Origin of the sequence: Chryseobacterium sp. LAM-KRS1 (assembly GCF_013184525.1) — a bacterium.
Taxonomy (GTDB): domain Bacteria; phylum Bacteroidota; class Bacteroidia; order Flavobacteriales; family Weeksellaceae; genus Chryseobacterium; species Chryseobacterium proteolyticum.
In genome coordinates this window covers 94,651-118,148 of record NZ_JAAOIZ010000005.1, presented here as the reverse complement: position 1 = coordinate 118,148, position 23,498 = coordinate 94,651, and the positions used below count along the sequence as shown (strand labels likewise).

The following is a 23,498-nucleotide window of genomic DNA, read 5'->3' as shown; positions in this document are numbered from 1 at the left end:
GCTATGTTTCTCAATTGTCATTCTTTCCACAGCCTTCGTTATGGCACACTATCCATCAAAGAGCTGGTAAAACAAACTCAGGAATCAGGAGCCCGGGAATTGGTTTTAACGGATATCAATACCATTACCGGAATCTACGAATTTAAAACGTTATGTGACCAATGTGGTATAAAACCCATCGCCGGAGTTGAAATAAGGAAAGAGGGTAGGCTTCTTTATATCGCTATTGCAAAGGAATTCAGCGGGATTGGAGAGATCAACCAAATGATTACGGATTATAACTGCAATGGAAAAAACCTCACGGAAGCCGCTCCGCAATTTGCCAATGTATTTGTGATCTATCCTAAAGAAAATATTCCTGAAACACTTAGAGAAAATGAGTTTATAGGGATCCGGGAGGAAGAATTGACACTTCTTATCCGTACTGAATATCAGAACCTCATCCATAAAATGGTGGTACTGCATCCGATAACATTCGCCACCAGAAAGGATTATAACCTGCACTGTATTCTTCGGGCCATAGATAACAATACACTCCTCAGTAAACTGACTGAAGATGACACCTGCCATAAAACGGAATATTTCAAACGGGAACAAAGTCTCCGTGATGCTTTTTATCAGTATCCAGAAATTATTAAAAATACACAGCATATTCTCAATTCCTGTCATTTTGAGTTTGACTATAAGAGAGTTAAAAATAAATTACATTACACCCGGTCCAAAGAAGGAGATCTTAAAATGCTGACCAGACTGGCCTATTTAGGATTAAAAAAACGCTATGGCTTAGATCATGAAATTGCCAGAGCAAGGGTTGAAAAAGAACTTAAAGTGATTGATGAGCTTAATTTCAGTTCTTATTTCCTGATCGTCTGGGATATCATCAGATACAGCAACAGAATGGGATTTATGCATGTAGGACGGGGAAGTGGAGCCAACAGTATTGTAAGTTTTTGTTTAGAAATTACAGATATCTGCCCGCTGGAACTGGATCTGTATTTTGAACGCTTCCTCAATCTGAATAGGAAGACCCCACCAGACTTTGATATTGACTGGAGCTGGCAGGAAAGGGATGCTATTCTGCAATATATTTTTGATCGCTATGGAAAAGAACATGTCGCATTCTGCGGAACTAACGTTGAATTTAAGTACAAATCGATATTGCGTGAAGTAGGAAAGGTTTTTGGTCTGCCAAAAGAAGAACTGGACGAGCTGACCAGCCAACGGATGGAACTGCATGATAAGAGCCTAGTTATAGAGCATGTTCATAAATATGGTAAATTATTAGAAAAATTTCCTAATCAAAGGAGTATGCATGCTTGCGGAATTCTGATTTCGGAAGAGCCTATTACCCATTTTACAGCCCTTGAAATGCCTCCTAAAGGATTTCCCATTGTCCAGTTCGATATGAATGTTGCTGAAGATATCGGTTTTGAAAAATTTGATATACTTTCCCAAAGAGGTTTAGGAACCATTAACGATACCGTTAAGCTGATCAAAAAAACAAGGAATATTGATATAGATATTCGGGATACCTCAATTTCCAAAGATGAAGAAGTGTGTAATGAATATCTGGCACAAGGCAGAACAATAGGTTGTTTTTATATTGAAAGTCCTGCCATGCGGGGGCTCTTGCGAAGGTTGAAATGTGATAACTATAAAATTTTAGTGGCGGCTTCTTCCATTATCAGACCCGGTGTTGCCCAAAGCGGAATGATGCGCGAATACATCTTCCGGCATAACCATCCCGACCAGTTTGAATATTTTCATTCCGTATTTGAAGAACATCTGAAAGAAACTTATGGAATCATGGTGTATCAGGAAGATGTGATCAAAATTTCCCAGTATTTTGGAGGATTATCATTAGCAGATGGAGATATTCTCCGGAGAGCGATGAGCGGGAAAGGTCGCTCTATTGAAAAGCTTCGGGAAGTAAAAGCTAATTTTTTCAAATCCTGTGAAGAAAAAGGACATTCGTTACAGCTTACTGCTGAAGCCTATCGCCAGATCGAGTCTTTTGCCGGGTACTCATTCTGTAAGGCTCATTCTGCTTCCTATGCGGTAGAAAGTTATCAGAGTTTATATCTGAAAGTATACTATCCGCTGGAGTTTATGGTTTCCGTGATCAATAACATGGGTGGATTTTACCGTACCGAGGTCTACATTCATGAAACCAAAATGTCGGGTGGAATTGTCTGCAACCCTTGCGTGAACACCAGTGATTTTCAAACCACCCTGCACGGAAAAGAAATTTATCTCGGGTTAATGCATTTACAGGGTCTTGAAACCAGGATTGCCCATTTTATCGTTGAGGAAAGAGCCAGAAACGGGAATTATAAATCCCTGGAGGATTTTATCCGAAGAGTCCCTGTCGGACTTGAAACCGCACAAATACTTATTTTCATCGGAGCTTTCCGGTTTACCGGAAAACAGAAAAACGAACTACTGGTGGAAGTAAGGATGCTCCTGGTTAATTTCAAACCGGAAAACAGAGGATTGATGCTGATCGAAGAACCTGTTAAAGAATACAAACTTCCCCGGCTGAAAAGGGAAACTTTTGAAGATGCTTTCGATGAAATTGAAATTCTGGGGTTTACCATATCATGCAGTCCTTTTGACTTGCTGAAGACCGGTTACAGAGGTTCCGTTTTTGTGAAAGACCTGCTACAGTACCATAAAAAACAGGTAAAAATGCTGGCTTACCTCATCTCCAGAAAACATGTCCCTACCAAAAAAGGAACGATGTATTTCGGAACCTGGATCGATGTGAACGGCGATTACTTTGATACTGCCCATTTTCCGGACAGTCTTGAAAAGTATACATTTCAGGGTGGGGGATGCTATCTTCTTTTAGGAACTGTGGAAGTTGATTTTCATTTTCCGACCATTACGGTTACCAAAATGGCCAAAATGCCATTCATTCCTGATCCAAGATATGCATATGACAAAGAAATGCAATACGATATTCATAAACAGATCAGAGAGGACGTAAGTATGACAAACAGGCTTCCTTATCCCCAAGCCCACGAAATCGGACTCCCCAGAAACAAGCTTAAATAAATATTTATTTCTTTTTATAAGGCAGATTCCAGATCAGGTCAGCGGCAAGATAATGGACACCACCTTTATGTATGCTGTGGCTGTCTCTGATCAGGTCATCCATATAACCGATATCTACCGTAAAAGGAGAATTGGGAATATCAAACATATAATAAGCAGCAATACGCATTTCCCGGTATCCAAAAGGAGTCCATTCCTTATCCGGCTCATTAAGATGGCTCACAGAAAATAATCCTTCTACGCTAAGCATCAATTTCTGGCTATTCTCTGATGGCAGGCTATAGGTGATCTGGCTTTTAAGACGAGTCCTCAACTGAAAATCTTCTTCCACATTATGGAAGTCAGGATCAAAAAACTTTCTGAATTCCTGTCGCACGGTATTTTTAAGCTTCCATCTTTCTCCGAGATTAAAAGTATATGCATACCTCCCATAGATCCTGAATTCCTGCTCTATACCTTCTTTTTCATAAGGGGAGACCTCATCATATTGAGGCTGACGACGATAACTGAATGCATAACTGTACTGCTGATGCGGGGCAAACGAATGATACACCTCATGATTCAATACCAGGATCGCCTGCCTGGAAAACAAATTATTCCGGTCCGGCTCACTTTTACGGCCTATCCCAACATAACTTAAAGTTTGCTTTTTCCCCAATGAATCCAGTCTGCGGCGAACACCAAATGCACCCCAGAATGCTGTATTGGCTTCCCCTAAACCCGGCGGGCTGATCTGGGCTTGTAAAAAGAGACTTCCGAACAGCAATAAGGCTCCGGCAATTTTTTTTAATCTCAACGGTCGTTCCCATAAAACATTCTTCATTATCACAAATTTAAAGGCTTTTTAACTCCACGTATTATTTAAATGACTTTTAAAGTGTCGAAAATCGGGACAAAATCTGGAAGAATTCTGGAATCCATGTTATAATTTCAATTAGTCTACAAAATTAATAGACTAATATGATTTATCTCATGTCCTTCCTTGGTTAAGATTTGTGAAGAATTAAATACTTTTGACACAGTTAAAAAAATAAACTTTATTCTCATGAATAAAACTTCATCTCATCCTTATTTATGCACGATGACAGCAACGGTATCCATTCAAGACGAATGGAGTACAGGCAACTGTCTTTCACAACACGATCTTATGTTACAATACATGTGTTTTGATTTTATGATGTGCTACATGATGATGAAGTCATAAGCCACCTTTACTGTAGAAATTAAAACCCAATAATTACAGGTTTTTAAACAGAAGTAATTCCCGTACAATTTAACGACTCTATTATAGCCGTCCCGGAAAAGGAGGGAGGAGGATTATTATTTCTTACCGGAAAAAAACAGTAAGCATCCATCTCATTTTTTAACCTACTTAAATTAATATATAATGAAGAAAAACCAATGTAAAATTGGTGCACTGGCCATGATCTTAATTGCAGAATTTGGCTTTGCACAAAACAGGGACAGCCTTTCCACCAAAGAGCAGTCTATAAAAGAAGTTGTGGTGGTAGCCTTTGGAAAACAGAAAAAAGAAGAAATAACAGGATCCGTACAGTCTTTAAAGACAAAAGATATTGCTAATCTCCAAAACGGAAATGTTTTACAGGGAATCGGGGGTAAAGTAGCAGGGGTACAGGTAGTATCCTCAGGTCAGCCAGGTTCACAGCCTGTCATCAGAATGAGGGGAATAGGTTCGATCAATGCTTCAAGTGATCCATTAATCGTATTGGACGGCATTCCTTATAACGGAAACCTTAACAGCATTCCGGGATCTGACATTGAAAGCATCTCCTTTCTTGAAGATGCTTCTTCCAACGCATTATATGGTTCCAGGGGAGCCAATGGTGTGATCATTGTAAACACCAAAAGGGGTAAATCCAAAGGACTTCATATAGAAGCAGATATCAGAACAGGGGTTAATTTCAGATCTGTTGAAGATTATTCAGTGTATACTTCACCACAGGATTACTACACCGCTTATTATAACCGGGCAAGGATCGGTGAAATTGCCAGATTAACACAACCCGGAGCAGTTCCTTCCGGTACTAACCCTCATGAAGTTGGAATAACTGCTCTGACCAGCTTGAGATACAATGCCTACAACGTCCCTTTCAGTCAAATGATAGGGCAGGATGGTACCTTTAACAAAAGTGCCCAACTTATCTACCAGGACAACTGGAAAAAACTTCTTTTTAAACCCGGATTAAGAAGAGAAGCCAATGTAGGGATCAGCGCCAATAATGACCAGGTAAAATCCTATACCTCCCTGAATTATTTAGATGATAAGGGATATCTTATTTCTTCCGGTTTTGAAAGATTCGGAATACGATCCAATCTGGATTATACTATCACCTCAAAGTTAAAACTGATCAGCAGCCTGTCTTATACTTACAGCCAGCAGGATTTTGGTGAATCGGGAGGATTTTCCAATCCGTTCCAGTTTGCAAGAAATATTGCTCCTTTTTATCCTGTTTTCCTTAGGAATGATAATTACCAGATCATTTATGACAATAATGGAAATCCACTCTATGATTACGGGGATTCCAGCGGTCCAAACGGAGCAGGAAGGTCTTATGCTGTCTATGAAAACCCGGTAGCCAACCTTCAGCAGGATAAATTCCGCACAACAAGCAATCTCACCAACATCAATCTGGGCCTCAATTATGAAATTGTCAAAGGATTAGATTTCACCTATAACTTTGGAGCATATCTGGAAAATCTTAAAGACCTCAGATATGGCAATACCGTCGGAGGAACTTCATCATCCGTCGGGGGAACCATCAATATGGGCTCCACATTCAAGCATACATTAAACCATCAGCAGCTTCTTACTTATCAGAAAAAACTGGACAAACATAATTTCAATATCCTTATTGGGCATGAACTCAATAAAATAAAAAATGAAGGGTTTTCCGGATCAAAACAACAACTGTTATTACCCAACTCGTTATCTTTTGACAATGCTGTAAAAATAACAGATTTATCGGGGAATGGTTATGAATATGCTGTAGAAGGCTACTTTTCCAGATTACTTTATAACTATGATAATAAGTATTTTTTCAATGCCAATATCCGAAGAGACGGATCGTCTGTGTTTTCGCCGGATAGCAGATGGGGTACCTTTTATGGTCTGGGAGCTGCATGGAATGTAGCCAAAGAAGATTTCCTTAAAGATAATAAAGTAATCAGCTCCTTAAGGTTAAAAGCTTCATACGGTCAACAGGGTAATGATAACATATTACTTAATGACGGAACAAGGGATTATTATGCATACCAGGACATCTATGGCATCAATAACTTTGGAAATGACAAGCCCGTTCTTTCCCTTAAAAAACAGGGAAATAAGGACTTAAAATGGGAAACTTCCAAGAACCTGAATGCAGGTTTTGAAATATCCCTGCTACAAAACAGGATCAGCCTGAATGCGGATTATTTCGAAAGAAAAGTATCCGATATGATCTATACGCTTCCATTACCGCCTTCCAATGCCGGATCCTACATAAAGTACGGTAATATCGGCGATATGATCAACAGGGGAGTCCAGGCAAATCTAAGCGCTGAAATCCTGCACTCCGATCAATTCCAATGGAATGTATATGCGAATGCCACCCATTACAAAAATAAAATCACCAGATTACCGGCCGAACAAAGGAATACAGGTCTTGTTTCCGGACTTTTTATCCTTACGGAAGGAGGCGACAGGTATACCTATTACCTTAAGAAATTTGCAGGTGTAGACCCTTCTAACGGAGATGCTTTATGGTACCGTACAGCATTAAACTCTAATACCCAGAAAGAGGAAACAACTGTTACCCGGAATTATAAGGATGCAACAGATTACAATACGGGTAAATCCGCCATTCCAAAAGTATATGGTGGTTTCGGAACTGATTTTACTTATAAAGGATTTAACCTGGCTGTCAATTTCTCTTATCAGTTCGGTGGATACGGCTATGATGATATTTACAGGTCTTTATTCCATTCTGATAGCTATGCTTCTAATTATTCTACAGATCTAAGCAAAACATGGACACCGGAAAATCCGGGTGCAGAGCTTCCAAGGGTAGATCTTACCTCTACGAATCAGAATGGAAACTCCACGCTTTATCTTATAAAATCGGATTATATCAGTCTTCAGGATGTTACATTATCCTATCAGCTTCCGGACGGATTTCCGCAGCAGGCAGGTTTATCGGGGCTGAAAATTTACGTTACAGGAAACAACCTTTATCTATGGTCTAAAAGAAAAGGTTATGATCCGAGAGCGTCATTAACCGGCGTATCCGATCCATACCGGTACTCTTTATTATCCAGTGTTTCCCTAGGTTTTAAATTAACATTTTAAGAAAATATGAAAACAATACAATACTTTATAGCAGCCCTGTCAATAAGCGTTATGATGACAAGCTGTGCCAATGATCTGAATACAGATCCGGATGGAGATATCTCCGGTGAACAGTTGAATAATGATCAGTCATCACCTGAAAAAATACTGGGTGGAATATACCTGAATCTCCGCAGTAACGGAGCCGGAGGAACAACTTTACATTCGGATTTTGGAATTATGGCGATAAAAGCAGGATCAGATCTGATGTCTAATGACGTTATCCAGGCTAAAAACCAGCATTTGGGAATGTTTTACAATTATGATGCAACGAATGCCAATAATTCTGCATCCGAATTTGTATGGACTACATTTTATGCGAGAATCTTTATCATCAACAAACTTCTGGATGGTCTGCAGAAAAATGGTAACGATAATAATAAAGCCATTAAAGGACAACTTCTCGCCCTCAGAGCTTACTCCTATTTTTATCTGGTACGGTTTTACGCCAACGATTACAAAGGTCATCAATCGGAGCCGGGAGTTCCTTTGGTCTTAACAAACAGCAATCCAAACCAGGGACTTCCCAGAGCAATCATATCGGATGTATATAAACAGATTGCCAGTGATATTGAAGAATCTATTATACTTCTGGATAGCTATGCCCGCCCATCCAGAGCCCAGATAGACCAAAGAACGGCAAAAGCTATAGCCTCAGAAGTTTATTTACAGACAGGAGATTACATAAAAGCAGCAAAATATGCTGAAGAAAGCAAGCAGGGAATAGCACTGATGACCGAAAATGAGTATACGACAACCGGGTTTTCCAATATCAATAATCCGGAGGTATTATGGGGTTTCCACAATACGACATCCACAATGAGTATTGGAAATTACTATGCTTCTTTCTTCTCTATGTTTGATAATACCAATAAAGGATATGCCGGTGCTGCCGGTATCTATAAGCTTATCGACAAAAGGTTGTATGAAGCTATTCCAGAAACGGATTATCGCAAAAAAGTATTCAACGGAGCACAAAGCACTGCCTATACTTTTAATGGAGAAACAAGAAATTATCCTGCGTATGTGAGCTGGAAATTTAAAGACCCTACTTTTTTTGAAGGGGATTATATTTATATCAGGGCTTCATCATTATATTACATACAGGCTGAAGCACTGGCCAGACAGGGAAGGGAAGCAGAAGCCAGACAGGTATTGTATGAAATCACTTCGAAAAGAAACAGTGCCTACACGTTATCTACCAAAACCGGAAATGAGCTGATCAATGAAATTATCCTGCAAAAAAGGATAGAATTATGGGGTGAAGGTTATGACTGGTTTGACATGAAAAGACTGAATGTTCCCCTGGAAAGAATATATCCGGGAACCAACCATACGTTTGGCAGATTCAATCTTTCACCCGATAAATTCAGGTTCCAGATTCCTAATAAAGAGATCAATAACAATCCACAGATCAAACAAAACGACTAGCAACACACATTCATTCATATCAACAAATTATTAGCAATTTGTAGCCGGAGTATTTTCACTCCGGCTTTTTTGTATATTACTTCTATGGCAATTCAACTTATAGCCTCGCATTAGCACACATTTTGTTATGATAGATGCTCAGTATTACCATAATGAAATTAATTGATCTCTGGTCAATTCAAAATTAATTTGAAATTGGTGTACTTATTTTATCCTGATTAATTTTTAAAATATGAAATTCCTAACTTATCTGGAGGCCAATAAAAAACTTCTATTTAAAGCAATACTTATGAGTTTAGTGGTGCTGTTTATTCTGTTGAGCCTTTTTGTTACTTTTATTTCTCCCGAATATCTGGACCTCCATATTTCCAGAGAAATCCAGGAGAATCAAACCAGGAATCTTGACGCATTAATGATAGGTATCAGCTGGTTGGGAAGAACCCCGGTATCAGTGGTTATGGTTTTCCTTACTGCCCTTGTACTGGTTTTATTACGGTATAGAAAAGAAGCCGTATTTATTATATCCACATTGTTATCAGGACTTGTAGGCTTAATCCTTAAAATCATCATCAACAGACCGCGTCCTTCCCAGGATCTGGTCGTTCTTTTAGAAAAAACCCAATACCAGAGTTTTCCAAGCGGACACGTTTTATTTTATACCACTTTTTTCGGAGCGCTGATTCTAATTTTCCTTCATATGAAGACCATAAAATATACCGTACGTATATTCCTTGTTGCCGCATGTCTGCTGATGATATTTGCAGGAGCTTTTTCCCGTATTTATCTGGGAGCACATTGGTTTACAGATGTTTTAGGCGGATTTATTGTGGGGATTCTCTGTCTCTTTGCTTTGGGATCCGTCTATGTGAAAAATATAAGAACTGCACCATAAAGTTGCTGAATAGTAAATTGATATAATGCGAAAAGGCAAAATTGCATAAAACCGGCTTCTCAAAAAACAAAATTTACCATTCAATAAATCTGCAATTTTACCTTCCTGCTTTATTCGATTCCGGCTTTTCGCTTTTTCGCGATGTAACAATACTTCAAAATGGTATCTTTTTTGCGACCATATCCCTATGAGTTGTTTTATTTCTGCTTATTGAAAATCAGTCCAATAGCAAAACACTCTGAATATTCGTTACACTTTAATTCTTAACATTATGCTTAATTATAACTTAGCTAATCAGGAAATAGCCATCCGCCTGCTTGTTGCTGCTGTATTCGGCGGTCTTGTCGGTTGGGACAGACAAAGGAAAGAAGGGGTGGCAGGTTTAAGAACCCATATGTTGGTTTGTGTAGGTTCTTCTTTAATTATGATTGTTTCTGCTTTTGGCTTTAATGATATTATGGGAAAACCTTCTATTGTGCTCGACCCTTCACGGATTGCTGCCCAGGTCATCAGTGGAATAGGCTTTTTGGGAGCCGGTACCATTCTTTTTCTCAGACCACAAATTATAATCGGACTTACTACAGCGGCAGGATTATGGGCTGTTGCAGGTATCGGATTAGCCGTTGGGGGTGGCTTGTATTTTCCGGCCTTCATTGCCACGGTGATCATCCTTGTTATTCTGGCTCTTTTAAAACCATTTGAAAGAAAGCTTTTTAAAAGTACAAAAGGTAAAACCATGACCTTGTTCTATAATTCCGGACTGATCAGCCTTGCTCAGATTGAAAGTATATTCACTAAATATGAATTGGTTACGAGTGAAATATTCATACACAGCAGTAAGGACAGCTCATCCGATGAACTAAAGGTTACCTTTGATTACAATTCCCCTCCATCTCAAATACTTTCAGCATTAGATGAGTTTAAAACGATTGAAGGGATAACTGAGATTAATTCTCATATCTAATAAATCTTTCTTTAAATTCTTTTTCAACTTTAAGAATTATACAGCAAAATGATCCGCTTCATTTATGCAGATTTGTACATTAAGCAAGATTAATATTGCAATATAATGCAAATTTGCATACTTTTGCAAAATAAATAATTATATTAATGGTCTCTGAAACGGTAAAGAAAGCAAAAATAGCTACCCAGCTTATATTTTTAGTTTGTGGATTGGGAATTGCGAGTTGGGCACCTATGGTTCCCTTTGCTAAAGACAGGCTTAGATTAGATGAAGCCGATTTAGGCTTACTTTTGCTTTTGCTGGGAGGAGGAGCCTTGTTGATGATGCCGTTATCAGGACTCCTGATCAATAAAATAGGGAGCCGGAAAATTATAGCTGTAAGCGTTTTGTTGAGTGCATTACTTCTTCCTTTTCTATTGATTGTATCGGATGTTTATATTATGGGAGCCGTTCTTTTCGCATTCGGGTGCAGCATAGGAACGATTGATGTAGCTATGAATGCTCATGGAGTACAAGTGCAGAATCAATATGGAAAACCTATTATGTCATCCCTACACGGACTCTTTAGTGTTGGCGGGCTTTTCGGTTCTTTAGGACTGGGTTTTCTTATGAAGCTGGGATTAAATCCGATTTATGCGGCAGTAAGTATATCCGTTTTGCTTATTTTCCTTTTGATCATTCAATTCAGATATTTATTTGATCGTGAAACGGAAAGAAAAAGCATTATCCAGTTTTCCCATGTGGATCCTGAAAGTAAAACGACTTCCCGTTTTCAATGGATGGATTCGAGAGTTTTGATTCTGGGGATCATGTGCTTTATGGTTTTTCTCTCCGAAGGAGCTATGCTGGATTGGAGTGCCGTATTTCTAAGAGATGATAAAGGCGTAGAGTCTGAATTTTCAGGGATAGGATATGCTGCTTTTTCTGTAGCCATGGCTGTTATGAGATTATCGGGGGACTCCCTTATCAGCAAATTAAACAGCAGGATAGTGGTCATAGGCGGAAGTATTATTGCTGCAGCGGGAGTAATTATTTTAACGTTTAGTCCATGGGTACCGCTATCTCTTTTTGGCTTTATATTACTAGGATTAGGAGCTGCCAATATCGTTCCTGTATTTTTCAGTGAAGGAGGGAGGATTTCAGGAATTTCTTCCACGGTTGCTATTCCTGCAATTACGACAATAGGTTATGCCGGATCACTGGCAGGTCCTGCTTTACTAGGCTTTATTGCGCATCATTTTTCTTTGACTGCCGCATTTGAAATTATAGCTTTGCTATTTGTTGTGGTCGCCATCATATATAAATTCAGAAATACTTCGTCATCATGTTAAAAGAAGAACGTTTTGAGGTCATCCTGACCCAGCTAAAGAAAAAAAAGAAAGTTATGTTTGAGAGCCTGGCCTCAGATCTTAATGTTTCTGAAGACACGGTACGAAGAGATATAGAGCAGCTTCACCGCAATGGTCTTTTATCCAAGGTTCGTGGAGGTGCTATTTTAAGAGAGAAAGATCCGCTATCTTTTCATGACAGACAGTCTTTTTTGGCCGAGGAGAAAAATGTAATTGCTTTAAAAGCTCAGCAATTCATTAAGGATGGAATGACTCTCTTTTTAGATGGGGGAACAACCCTCTGTGCAGTTGCGAATTATATGCCGGCAACTATCAATATCCGGGTTATAACGAACAACACCTCACTTATTCCTATACTTAGTACATTCAAAGGGGTAGAACTGATTCTGTTGGGAGGAATTTATGATAATGATTTAGCCGTTACTACAGGAAATGCAACCTGTCATGAAGCGTCCCGGTTTATTGCAGATCTTTTCATCATGGGAACCTGTGCAATAGATGCAGATTTTGGTGCATCAGCAACTTCTATGACTGATGCGGAAACCAAAAGAACCATGATCAGATCATCAAAAAAAACAATCGCACTCGCCAATCAAAATAAACTCCGACGTACAGAGCCCCTTAAAATCTGTGATATAGAAGATCTTGATGTATTAATTACAGATCTATCTGCCGATCATCAGGAGCTGGAATCTTTCAGGAGGTTAAATGTTCAGATTGTGTAGAGAACAGTATTATAAACTGTACGATTGAATGTTAAAAATCAATCTAAAAGCTTATGTTACCGTCATTCTTTTTCTAGGATAAACGGCTTTTTCTTTTCAACCGATTCTCTATAATTAAAAAATACATAATATTATAAGTAAGATAAGTCATATTTATCATGATAACAAAATCAACCCGCTCAATAGCAGGTTGATTTTGTTATCAATATTCCGGAGCACACTTCTCCTTATTTTATCCATCCAAAATAAATCGAAATGGGCATCATTGCCAATGTAAATGGTATTATAACGGCAAAAGCATAACCCAAATTGAGAATCAGGGAATTGAATTTATTGGGATTACCACCAAGAGAACGGAATGCACTTTGGAAGCCATGGGCCAGATGCCAGGCAAGGGATGAACATCCAATCAGGTATATAACCACTTCAACAGGATTCGTGAATTTATCAATCATCATTTGATACAAGGGAAGTTCTTCGCCCGACTGAAACTGATGAATTCGATTGGGAATCCAAAAATTTCGGGTGTGAATAACCAGGAATAACAAAAGCAATGTCCCAAATAAAGTCATACTTTTGCTATACCATGTAACTCCGGACAGTCTTTTTTCTATTGCATATCCAACCGGCCTGGATTTTTTATTCTTATACCACAGCATATATCCCTGGACAATATGAATAATAAATCCAATAACCAGAAATACCTCAATCGTCCTGATTATAGGATTGGTAGCCATAAAATGGGCTCCGATTCCAAATGTTTCCCCATGATCATTATAAAAAATAAGCGCATTAACCGAAGCATGTACAATAAGAAAGCTGATTAGAAATAAACCGCTTAATGCCATTACAACTTTTCTTCCTATGGAAGTTGTAATCAGTGTATTTTTCTGATAGTTCATAGCTGCTTTTCTGAGATAATTGTAAGATCTTCCGGATAATCAACGTCTGTTTTCGGGCTTTGCAATCCATTCAGAATATTTGATCACTCCTACATAAGCAGGATGTTCCGGAACCAGTGTCTTTTCTTCCAGTATAGCTCCTGAATAGGGTGCAGCGGCATCGGTTTCAACCTGAATATCTTTTCCGGTTGATACAATATATTGCTTTATCCAGTCATCCAGTCTTATTTGATCCGGACCTCCTATTTCAATTATTTTATTGACGGGTTTTTCAACTGCGACTTTACTCATAAATGCAGCGACTTCAGCACTTGCGATAGGTTGAACAAATGCATCTGAAAGCCATACTTTTCCGTCTGATGTTCCTATCGTTGCAATCCCTCCCGCAAATTCAAAAAATTGTGTGGCATGAACAATGGTAAATGGTATTCCAGACTCCCTGATCATATCTTCCTGAGTTTGCTTAGCCCTAAAATATCCACTCTCTTGCAATTTATCTGTTCCTACTACTGAGAGCGCAACATAATGCTGCAGTCCGGCTTTCTTTGTCGCGGACAACAAATTATGGGTGGAAGTTTTGAAAAAGGTCATCACATCATCATCTGCGAATGATGGTGAATTCGATACATCAATCACTACATGAGCTTCATTAAGGGCCTCATCAAGACCTTCTCCGGTAATTGTATTAACGCCGGAACTTGGTGAAGCAGAGATAACTTCATGTTCATTTTTAAGAATATTTGTTAGCTGACTTCCTATAAGTCCGCTACCTCCGATGATTACAATTTTCATTTTTTTTGTTTTGATTATTAATACAACAAAACTGGAAATAAAAAAGCCATATCTGCTTAAACTGGTTTAAGAAAATGCTAACCATTCAGATTTCTACAAAATGTGATTCATAATCTGAGCAGAATAAAATAATAAAAACCTCATTTTAAAAATTAAAAATGAGGCTTATCAAATTTGTAAAATGTCCTTCTCCACAAGTGAAATGCAGATTGAGAAACTTTATTTTTTTTCCGGAACTAAAAATGGTTTCCCTTTATCTCCGACAAAAAAGGCAAGAAGCCTGGCTGGCTTATCTTTGCTCATATTTCTCGTTCCTGAATGTAATCCGTCTGGTTTTTCATAAAAGGCATCGCCGGCTTTATAATGATATACTTTACCATCAAAGGTAGATTCCAGTTCACCCTCTAAAACGTAACCAAAAGTAGGAATAGGATGCCGGTGTGGCGCAGAGACTTCACCCGGAGAAAAATTAACGATAACCATTTTTACTTCCTGCTCTTTAAGCCCGGAAGTTTCTATGAATTGTTTGAAGATAACACGTGGTGGGATTTCAGGTGCTGAATCCCCGGAATGTTGTGCTTTTGCATTCATCACAAAAGCAAAACAAAAGGCAATAGGAATGATTGCTGATTTTTTCATTGTATCCAGTTTTTTCTTTGATTATTACTAAAGCAAAGCTGACAATAAAAACATGATATATGCTTAAACTGGTTTAAGAAATATTGTTCTAAAAATTCATTCTGTTCCCAAGAAAAAACCACTGCAATACAGTGGTTTTCTATTATAAAAATATAATTTCTATGATTCAGTAAATGGATCAGCTTTTAAGCTTACCTTTCAACGGGTGCTCGCCCTGCCATCCGGCACTGGCATCATTACCCACATAATGAATTGATAAATCTGCAGCGGCTTTGGAATTGGAAAAACAAATGGAACGATCCGAGCTGTTCTCCAATTTCTCAATATACCAGAACGCTTCATTTTCCAGAGCTTTCAGTTTAGAGTTTGTTTTATAGACCAGTAGATCAGCTGAGCTTTCAACATCAGTTTCATAAACTACAAGATCATTTTTAGATTGAAAATTTTTAATACTAATACTTGGCATGTGTTCGGTGTTTTGGAGTTATTATATTTCGGTATTGAATCAATTCCGTAGGCCTAAAGGTAGTAAATTATAATTTAATGGATCACAATGCTTTACATCTCCTTCCATTAAACCATTTCTTTAACCTTCTGTTTAGATTTTCTAAATTCGGTTAAACTGATCTTGTGGCGCTTTTTGAAAAACTTATTGAGGTGGCTTTCATCCGCAAAACCAAACTCGCTTACTATTTCATTGATCCGCATATCACTGAACATCAGCCTGTGCTCAATCAATCGCATTTTGTAGTTATAGATATAGTTCTGAATAGTTTCTCCACATTGATTCTTAAAATAGCTTCCCAAATAAGTTTCAGATAATCCAAATTTCTGACTGATCACAGAAGCCTTCAGCTGTTGTGGGTCATAGATATGGGTCTGAATGTGACCGATGATCGATAACATTCTTTTGTCTGCATTCACCGTTGCATTGACGGGCCTCATCTTGGAAATATTTCTTGCTGCAATCACAATTAATGCGTTTACATAATGAAGTGTGAGATCCTCCTGATAAAGATCACTATGCTTCATATTGTGCAGAAGTGAATCTACGATTGATTTTACCAGAAATTCATCCGGTTTGTTTTTCAAAACACAGCCTGACAGATGTGAAGCATGATACAATAAGCATTCAATACAGTTTATGCTTTTCCAATTGTATTCTCTTACATAATTCTCACTGAACTTAACAAATAAAAATTCTGAGATCTCAGAAATCTCAAAATAATGCTGGTCATTAGGAGTGAGCATGATCAGGCTACCTTTGTTGTAGGTAACTTTATTATCATTGATTTCTAAAAATCCTGATCCGGAGATAACATAGACCATCTGAAAAAAAGAAAACTGCAGATTCCTTACGGGGCACTTTTCTGTTTTACAGTACTCTACATCTACCAATCGGTCTATATTTTCTTTATTCATCCTGCAAAATTACTCAATTATCATTAAAATATACTGATTTATTAAAAAAAATCTGTCCAATTTTGTGGAATAATTTTAAGACTCATCATGAAACGATCGATTTATATTTTGGCTCTGGGAGCTTTTGGAATCATTACTACAGAATTTGGGGTAATTGGAATTCTACCCAACATCAGCAGGGAATTTAATGTATCTATAGATACAGCCGGTTGGCTGTTAAGTGCTTTTGCACTTACTGTGGCTGTTTCATCTCCTTTTATCACTGCATTTACCACTAAGATCAACCGTAAGCTTTTATTATGTATGGTGCTTGGTGTATTTGTATTATCAAATCTTCTTTCTTCTATTTCAACCAGTTTTACCATGTTGATGGTAGCACGGGTTCTACCTGCGTTTTTGCATCCGCTGTTCTGGAATATTTCAATGGCAATTGCATTTAAACAGGGTGGTGCTAAAGCCGTTTCTGTGGTAATGGCAGGACTTAGTTTGGCTACCGTTTTAGGAGTTCCGCTTACCACCTATGCAGCGGATTTCTTTAATAACTGGCAAGCCTCTTTTTATATGGGAAGTTTTGTGAGCCTGATTGCGTTTTTAGGATTATTATTCTTTGTTCCGTCCATGCCCGCAAGTAAAGATAAAACATCACAAAATCAACTATACGTATTAAAAAGTCCACAACTTTGGGTCAATCTGATCTCGACTATTCTTACATTAGCTGCTATGTTTTCAAGCTATACCTATCTGGCTGCTTATCTGGAAAAAATTACACGGATGAATGGAGCAGAAATAAGTGTAATGCTTCTTTTATTCGGAGGTATGGGAATTCTGGGGAACTGGCTAATGGGGATTGCACTGAACAGAAATTTACTTGTTACCGTACGATTGTTTTTTGTGTCTCTGATTGCCGTTCAGATATTAGCCTATTACTTCGGGGGAATTTTTGTGGCGATGGTTCTGATTCTTTCCCTTTGGGGAATGATACACACCGGAGGCTTCCTGGTTCCTAATATCCGTACCACCCAGGCAGTCCCTCACAGTGCCCTTGAATTTGTCAACAGCCTGCTGACTTCCTGCTATAATATCGGGATATCATTAGGAGCTCTTGTGGGTGGTTTAATTATTGCAAAATATGGAATTCATCAAATTGTCTGGATCAGCATTGCATTATTGGGAGTTACACTCGCCATCAGCTTTATTACTTTTCCGAAAAAAATAGAAATAGAATCAGAAGCTGAGGAAAAAGAAGAAATAACAATTTCTCCTGCAGTTTGCGAATAAATCCTATTTGACTAAATAATAAATTTTTTCTCATCATCTCAATACAGTTTTTATTCTGAATATTCTATAGAAAAAGATTGTATTGAGATTATTTTTGATATCGGTTCTAAAAGCTTTTATCTGGTTTCTTTGCCGTAATGTGTACAACGTTAGATGCTCCGGGTTCTATAACAAATTGTACTCCGGGTTCTCTTTCCTCATGTCGCCCGTCAATGGCTGATCCCGTGGATAATGTCAGTTTCCCTTTCCAGGCAGGATGCGGAGGAATCAGGGCGATTTCAATTTCTTCCTCTTCGATCTGTATGATAATCGATCCGGCATCAATCTTTGTCCGGATCCCGTCTTTTGATACCGCATAAGTTACGTATTGCTTATTTTCATTCATATTTTTAAAATTTTCATTCATTAAATTAAAACATTTCTTCTTGGGCTATGATCAATCGTGACCATTTTATTTTTAATTTAGTATTACTTTTTAAATATAGCTTTAATACCAACATCCATTTATTATGTCTCCCGAAATGTATCATCAGGAATTTAATGTCCCGGAACAGTTACAGGATACTATAAAATGTTTCTGGTACAACAGGAGGGATTCAACAGAAGTTCAATCCGTCTTTGAAGTAACTCCTGATGGCTATGCTGAAATTATTTTTTATTTCAGTGGCGAATGCAGCGTTGTTCAAAACGGAATTCTTCATCCGTTACCTTCGCCATTTATGATGGGACTGCTCAATCAGCCTGTTCATTTCCATATGGCCAACCGGTTGGAGATTATCGCGGTAAGATGTTTCCCATGGACGGTTTTCGATTTGCTGGAACTTCCTTCCGGTAAAGTAGGGGTACATACTTTTGAACACCCAATAGCACAGCTTCATTCCACATTGGATGCATTGATTCAGCAAGGTAGAAAAGAAGAAGCTATAGATCAGCTAAAACAATATTTCCTTACACTGCGTTCACATGTTTCTACCGACAGCATGCTATTCAAAGCAGGAGTTGCCATGACAAAGGCCAATGGTACTTTACCCGTCAGCCAGGTTGCTGAAGCGGCTCATGCAACAGTAAGAACTTTAGAAAGAAAATTTAAAGAGTCATCCGGCCACACCGTTAAGGATGTATCGGGTCTGATGCGTTTTGAGCAGGCCAGAAATCATTTATGGCTGCATCCTGATGTTAATCTAGCCGGGTTGGCTGTTGATCTTGGATATACGGACCAATCCCATTTAAGCAGAGAGTTTAAACGGTATACCGGTATTACTCCTGCTGCGTTCGCTAAAAAAGCTAAAAAAGGACAACGAGTGGTAAGCAATGATTTTGTCGCATTTGTACAATCCTAAGCTTACTGCATTTCTGACATTTGTATGGAAATTAACATACAAATTAAAAGACATGCAATATTTATTAAAAGACAAAAAAGTAGCGATCATCGGTGGCGGACCTGTAGGTTTAACTATGGCCAGACTACTTCAGCAAAAAGAAGTCAATGTAGCCGTTTATGAAAGAGACTTTGACGCCCAAACCAGAATATGGGGTGGGACGCTCGATCTTCATAAAGGTTCAGGACAGGAGGCCATTAAAAAGGCCGGACTGCTTGAAAACTACTATACAACCGCAATTCCCATGGGAATTATATTTGCCGATCGACAAGGCAATACTTTACATATCAGAAAGCCAACTCCGGAAAACCGGTATGATAACCCTGAAATCAACAGAAATCAGCTAAGAAAGATCCTGCTGGAAAGCTTAGCTTCAGATACCGTTATCTGGAACAGAAAGCTGACCAACCTCACAGAACATAATGGCAAATGGTTGCTACAATTCGAAAACCAGCCCGATGCAACAGCTGATCTAGTGATTGTTGCCAACGGAGGAATGTCAAAAGTTAGAAACTATGTCACCGATGCCGAAATCGAAGAAACCGGTAGCTTTATTATCCAGGGTGATGTTCCGCAGCCTGAGATCAATTCTCCTCAAATGTACGGGCTGTGTGATGGAAGCAGACTCATGACTTCAAACCAAGGAAGCTTATTCGTTGCCAATCCTTATAACAATGGTTCGCTCACTTATGGTTTAATTATACAAAAACCTCAAGAATGGGATCAGGGCCATGCTTTGGACTTTCAGGATAAAGAAAGTGTAATTCAGTTTCTTTCCGAAAGATTACCGGATTGGGGCAAACCTTATCAGGAAGTATTTCAGGCAACTTCCTTCTTCGTTGGATTACCAACCCGAAAATTACCATTAAAACAGTGGAAAGATAGCAGACCGCTTCCCATAACTCTGATCGGTGATGCAGCCCATCTGATGCCTCCTTTTGCCGGACAGGGGGTAAACATTGGCCTGGTAGATGCCCTTACCTTATCTGAAAATCTTACTGAAGGTAGTTTTGAAACCGCAGAAGCAGCTATAAAAGATTATGAACAGAAAATGATAAAGTATGCAGCTGAAGCCCAACAGGAATCAGCCGTTAACGAGGCAGAAATGCGCGATCCCGATTTTTCTTTTCTACAGCTTTTTGAATAACAATAACCTTCTGCATAAAGAGATATAGCCTGGGTTGACGCAACTCAGGTTATATCTTTATAAAAAACAAATTTAATCATTTGATTAAATTACTTGTTTAACCTAAAAAATATTTTCTACCTTTGCAACAGAAGAACGATTGTAATATGAAAGAAGAATCTAAAAAAATAGATACCTCAACGGAAGAAAAAATAAAGGAAGCCGCACGAATCGTATTTTACAGAAAGGGATTCGCTGCAACCAGAACCAGGGATATTGCTGAAGAAGCAGATATCAACCTGGCATTGCTCAATTATTATTTCAGAAGCAAGGCCAAATTATTTGAGATTATCATGCTCGAAACTATGGCTGGATTCTTTCAAAGCTTGTTAGTGGTGCTAAATACAGAGAAAACAACTCTCGAAAAAAAAGTAGAAGAGGTAGTAGGGAAGTATATCGACCTGATCATCAAAGAGCCGGAAATTCCGACATTCATCATCAGTGAGCTTCGTAACAATCCTAATCTTCTATTGCAAAAAATCCCTTTAAAAGAAGTGATTCAATCTTCTGTCTTTTTAAAGCAACATCAGGAAGCGGTGAAAAAGGGTAGTATTATTGAGCCTAATCCTTTACATTTTCTAATTAACCTGTTGGGGCTTACCGTATTTCCCTTCATAGCAAAACCAATGTTGATTGGAAGCAGTGAACTGAACGATAAAGAGTTCAATACCTTAATGATTCAACGTAAAAAGCTTATCCCGATCTGGGTAAAAGCCATGATGGCGGCAGGCTAATTTTTTTTGACCCTAATTTAATCAAATGATTAAAACGAAATTTTAAACAAGAATTGAAAAATAAAAAAATGATTTTTAACCTATAAACGATGAGTGATTATGTACAAAAATGCTCAAAAATACCTGCTGGTTTTCGTTCTGGGTTGTGCCTCCACAACTTCTTTTAAATCTCAGCTTCAAAGCCTTAGTCTTGAAGAATGTTATCAGCAGGCAAAAGACAATTACCCGCTGATCAGAAAAAAAGGGATGATTGCAAAAACAGCCGGTTACAATATTGAAAACGCCAATAAGAAATATCTTCCCCAGGTTTCTTTTTCCGGCCAGGCCACATACCAGTCTCAAACCATCAGTTTTTCGGATGCACTGGGAGCACTCCCGATCAATGCCGCACTTCCTTCACTCAGTAAAGACCAATACAAAATTCAGGGAGAGATAGACCAGGTATTGTACGATGGAGGAACCACTCACAACCAGAAGGAACTGATAAAAGCCAATACTGAATTACAGCAACAAAACATTGAAACAAGCCTTTATACATTAAAGCAAAGGGTCAATAATCTGTTTTTCTCCATCCTGCTTATGGATGCACAGCTAAAACAAAACGACCTCAACAAATCCAACCTTCATACCCAGATCCAGAAGACAGAAGCTGCATTAAAATATGGTGTTGCGTACAGAAGCAATCTGGATGAACTAAAAGCAGAGATCATCAATATCGATATGATGGCAACAGAGTATAAAGCTAACCGGGAAGCCTATCTTAAGATGCTTTCCATTTTCATTGGGAAAGAACTTTCAGATTCTACGAAACTTGAAACTCCCGACAGTGATTATTTTCAAACAGAAATTAGAAGGCCTGAGCTCAAAGCTTTTGATCTCCAAAACTCCATTTACGACCTCCAGAAAAAACAGTTGAAATCCGATTTTCTCCCCAGGGTAAGTGCATTCTTCCAGGGAGCATATGGAAGGCCTACACTTAAGATCATTGAGAATAAGTTCGGTCCGTGGTTTATTACAGGAGTAAGGTTTAGCTGGTCTCTTGACAGTTTGTATACCTCATCCAACAAAAAAGAAATACTGGAGTTAAACAAAAAAACTGCGGATGCAGACAGAGATACATTCCTTCTGAACACAAAACTGGATCTTACGCAGCAGGATGAACAGGTAAAAAAATACACCCAACTGATCACACAGGATGAAAACATCATTGCCCTGCGGCAATCTGTAAAACAATCTGCAGAAGCACAGCTTGATAATGGAGTAATCACCATCCATGAATACATTCAGAAACTCAATGCTGAACATTTTGCAAGACAAACCCTGGTTCTTCATCAGATTCAATTATTACAGGCCAGATACAATCAGAAATTCATAACCGGAAATTAATAATCCATTGTTACAATGAAAAAAATAATCATCCCCTTAGCCTATACTTTACTCTTGACGGCATGTCAACAAAAAGATAATTTTGATGCTTCAGGAAACTTTGAAGCCGATGAGGTTATTGTATCCGCACAGCAAAACGGTGAGCTGATTTCTTATTCCGTTCAGGAAGGATCGCAACTTCATGCAGGAAGTAAAGTAGGACAAATAGATGTAAAAGTAGCCACTCTTCAGAAAGAGCAGGCCGAAGCAAGCATTGGAGCCCTAAACCAAAAAACCAATAATGCAGATGAGCAGAATCTGCTGATCAAAAAGCAGCTTGCTGTACAGGAAGCTCAACTGGCACAACAGCTCCGTGAACGAATACGTACAGCTAACTTATTGAAAGCAGATGCTGCTACAAGGAAACAGCTCGACGATATCGATGCCGCCATTGATCAACTAAGAAAACAGATTGAAGCCACCCGCCAGCAACGATCAGTCAATAACTCCAATGTCAATACCCAAAACAGAAGTATTCTCAGTGAAAAAGCTCCTTTGGAGAAAACAGCGGCCCAGTTTCAGGAACAGATTAACAAAGGACAGATCATTAACCCTGTTAATGGAGTAGTGCTTGTTAATTATGCCCTCAAAGGAGAAATGCAGCTGATCGGTAAGCCCTTGTATAAAATAGCCGATATCAGTACCCTTGATTTACGGGCTTATATAACGGGAGTCCAGCTTCCTCAGGTTAAAATAGGGCAGCAGGTAAAAGTAAGAATCGATCAGGGTAAGAATGGATTCAGGGAATACAAAGGAACCATACAATGGATCTCATCTCAATCCGAATTCTCTCCAAAAAATATTCAGACTAAGGACGAAAGAGCCAATCTCGTTTACGCTATAAAAGTACGTGTAAAGAATGATGGTTATTTGAAAATTGGAATGTATGGTGAGGTAGTTTTTTAATTAAAAAGTACAATCTCTTTCCTCTTTCAACTC

The 23,498-nt window shown here is 38.6% G+C and carries 20 protein-coding genes; 13 read left to right on the top strand and 7 right to left on the bottom strand.

Features of this window, described 5'->3' with window-relative positions:
• Positions 1–3 precede the first annotated feature (3 nt).
• The gene (locus tag G9C87_RS15140) at positions 4–3,057 is read left to right on the top strand and encodes a DNA polymerase III subunit alpha (RefSeq protein WP_172282641.1); all 3,054 of its coding nucleotides are present in this window, start codon (positions 4–6) and stop codon (positions 3,055–3,057) included.
• 4 nt (positions 3,058–3,061) lie between these two features.
• On the opposite strand, the gene G9C87_RS15135 is transcribed toward G9C87_RS15140, so the two are convergent.
• On the bottom strand, positions 3,062–3,880 hold the full coding sequence (locus tag G9C87_RS15135) for a DUF2490 domain-containing protein (RefSeq protein WP_172282639.1): 819 nt from the start codon (positions 3,878–3,880) through the stop codon (positions 3,062–3,064).
• Between the two features lie 564 nt (positions 3,881–4,444).
• On the opposite strand from G9C87_RS15135, the gene G9C87_RS15130 reads away from it, so the two are divergent.
• From G9C87_RS15130 to G9C87_RS15105, 6 genes are all read left to right on the top strand, one after another.
• Entirely contained in the window at positions 4,445–7,402 is a 2,958-nt protein-coding gene (locus tag G9C87_RS15130; protein ID WP_172282637.1) for a SusC/RagA family TonB-linked outer membrane protein, read from the top strand.
• Between the two features lie 6 nt (positions 7,403–7,408).
• Positions 7,409–8,872 (top strand): RagB/SusD family nutrient uptake outer membrane protein, encoded by a 1,464-nt coding sequence (locus G9C87_RS15125; RefSeq protein WP_172282635.1) that lies wholly within the window; start codon positions 7,409–7,411, stop codon positions 8,870–8,872.
• A gap of 232 nt (positions 8,873–9,104) precedes the next feature.
• Complete coding sequence (locus G9C87_RS15120) at positions 9,105–9,764, top strand: phosphatase PAP2 family protein (protein ID WP_172282634.1); 660 nt, start codon at positions 9,105–9,107, stop codon at positions 9,762–9,764.
• A 271-nt stretch (positions 9,765–10,035) separates the two neighbouring features.
• Positions 10,036–10,728, top strand: coding sequence for an MgtC/SapB family protein (locus G9C87_RS15115; RefSeq protein WP_172282632.1), 693 nt, complete (start codon positions 10,036–10,038; stop codon positions 10,726–10,728).
• A 146-nt stretch (positions 10,729–10,874) separates the two neighbouring features.
• On the top strand, positions 10,875–12,059 hold the full coding sequence (locus tag G9C87_RS15110; protein ID WP_172282630.1) for an MFS transporter: 1,185 nt from the start codon (positions 10,875–10,877) through the stop codon (positions 12,057–12,059).
• Positions 12,053–12,802 carry a DeoR/GlpR family DNA-binding transcription regulator gene (locus tag G9C87_RS15105; protein WP_172282628.1) on the top strand — a complete coding sequence of 250 codons (750 nt, stop codon included), beginning with the start codon at positions 12,053–12,055 and terminating at the stop codon, positions 12,800–12,802. The genes G9C87_RS15110 and G9C87_RS15105 overlap by 7 nt, the downstream gene beginning before the upstream one ends.
• Before the next feature lie 227 nt (positions 12,803–13,029).
• Here G9C87_RS15105 and G9C87_RS15100 read toward each other — a convergent pair whose 3' ends face one another.
• From G9C87_RS15100 to G9C87_RS15080, 5 genes are all read right to left on the bottom strand, one after another.
• Positions 13,030–13,704: a succinate dehydrogenase cytochrome b subunit gene (locus tag G9C87_RS15100; RefSeq protein ID WP_172282627.1), complete on the bottom strand. Its 675-nt coding sequence runs from the start codon at positions 13,702–13,704 to the stop codon at positions 13,030–13,032.
• 39 nt (positions 13,705–13,743) lie between these two features.
• A complete protein-coding gene (locus G9C87_RS15095) occupies positions 13,744–14,496 on the bottom strand; it encodes an SDR family oxidoreductase (protein WP_172282625.1) in 753 nt (250 codons plus the stop codon).
• Positions 14,497–14,715: 219 nt separating this feature from the next.
• Complete coding sequence (locus G9C87_RS15090) at positions 14,716–15,135, bottom strand: cupin domain-containing protein (protein ID WP_172282623.1); 420 nt, start codon at positions 15,133–15,135, stop codon at positions 14,716–14,718.
• 178 nt (positions 15,136–15,313) lie between these two features.
• Positions 15,314–15,601 (bottom strand): DUF6150 family protein, encoded by a 288-nt coding sequence (locus G9C87_RS15085; protein WP_172282622.1) that lies wholly within the window; start codon positions 15,599–15,601, stop codon positions 15,314–15,316.
• A gap of 107 nt (positions 15,602–15,708) precedes the next feature.
• The gene (locus G9C87_RS15080; RefSeq protein WP_172282620.1) at positions 15,709–16,557 is read right to left on the bottom strand and encodes an AraC family transcriptional regulator; all 849 of its coding nucleotides are present in this window, start codon (positions 16,555–16,557) and stop codon (positions 15,709–15,711) included.
• An 87-nt stretch (positions 16,558–16,644) separates the two neighbouring features.
• Between G9C87_RS15080 and G9C87_RS15075 the strand changes: the two genes are divergently transcribed.
• Positions 16,645–17,835 (top strand): MFS transporter, encoded by a 1,191-nt coding sequence (locus tag G9C87_RS15075; protein WP_172282619.1) that lies wholly within the window; start codon positions 16,645–16,647, stop codon positions 17,833–17,835.
• A gap of 106 nt (positions 17,836–17,941) precedes the next feature.
• Here G9C87_RS15075 and G9C87_RS15070 read toward each other — a convergent pair whose 3' ends face one another.
• Positions 17,942–18,220, bottom strand: coding sequence for a hypothetical protein (locus G9C87_RS15070; protein WP_172282617.1), 279 nt, complete (start codon positions 18,218–18,220; stop codon positions 17,942–17,944).
• A gap of 124 nt (positions 18,221–18,344) precedes the next feature.
• Here G9C87_RS15070 and G9C87_RS15065 point away from each other — a divergent pair, with 124 nt between their 5' ends.
• The 5 genes from G9C87_RS15065 to G9C87_RS15045 all read left to right on the top strand — a co-directional run bounded on the left by G9C87_RS15065 (position 18,345) and on the right by G9C87_RS15045 (position 23,465).
• Positions 18,345–19,175 carry an AraC family transcriptional regulator gene (locus G9C87_RS15065; protein WP_228457022.1) on the top strand — a complete coding sequence of 277 codons (831 nt, stop codon included), beginning with the start codon at positions 18,345–18,347 and terminating at the stop codon, positions 19,173–19,175.
• Positions 19,176–19,227: 52 nt separating this feature from the next.
• Complete coding sequence (locus tag G9C87_RS15060; protein WP_410499371.1) at positions 19,228–20,361, top strand: FAD-dependent oxidoreductase; 1,134 nt, start codon at positions 19,228–19,230, stop codon at positions 20,359–20,361.
• Between the two features lie 146 nt (positions 20,362–20,507).
• Positions 20,508–21,134 carry a TetR/AcrR family transcriptional regulator gene (locus G9C87_RS15055; protein WP_172282614.1) on the top strand — a complete coding sequence of 209 codons (627 nt, stop codon included), beginning with the start codon at positions 20,508–20,510 and terminating at the stop codon, positions 21,132–21,134.
• A gap of 99 nt (positions 21,135–21,233) precedes the next feature.
• The gene (locus tag G9C87_RS15050) at positions 21,234–22,520 is read left to right on the top strand and encodes a TolC family protein (RefSeq protein WP_172282612.1); all 1,287 of its coding nucleotides are present in this window, start codon (positions 21,234–21,236) and stop codon (positions 22,518–22,520) included.
• A gap of 15 nt (positions 22,521–22,535) precedes the next feature.
• Positions 22,536–23,465, top strand: coding sequence for an HlyD family secretion protein (locus G9C87_RS15045; RefSeq protein ID WP_172282610.1), 930 nt, complete (start codon positions 22,536–22,538; stop codon positions 23,463–23,465).
• The last annotated feature ends 33 nt before the right edge of the window (positions 23,466–23,498 follow it).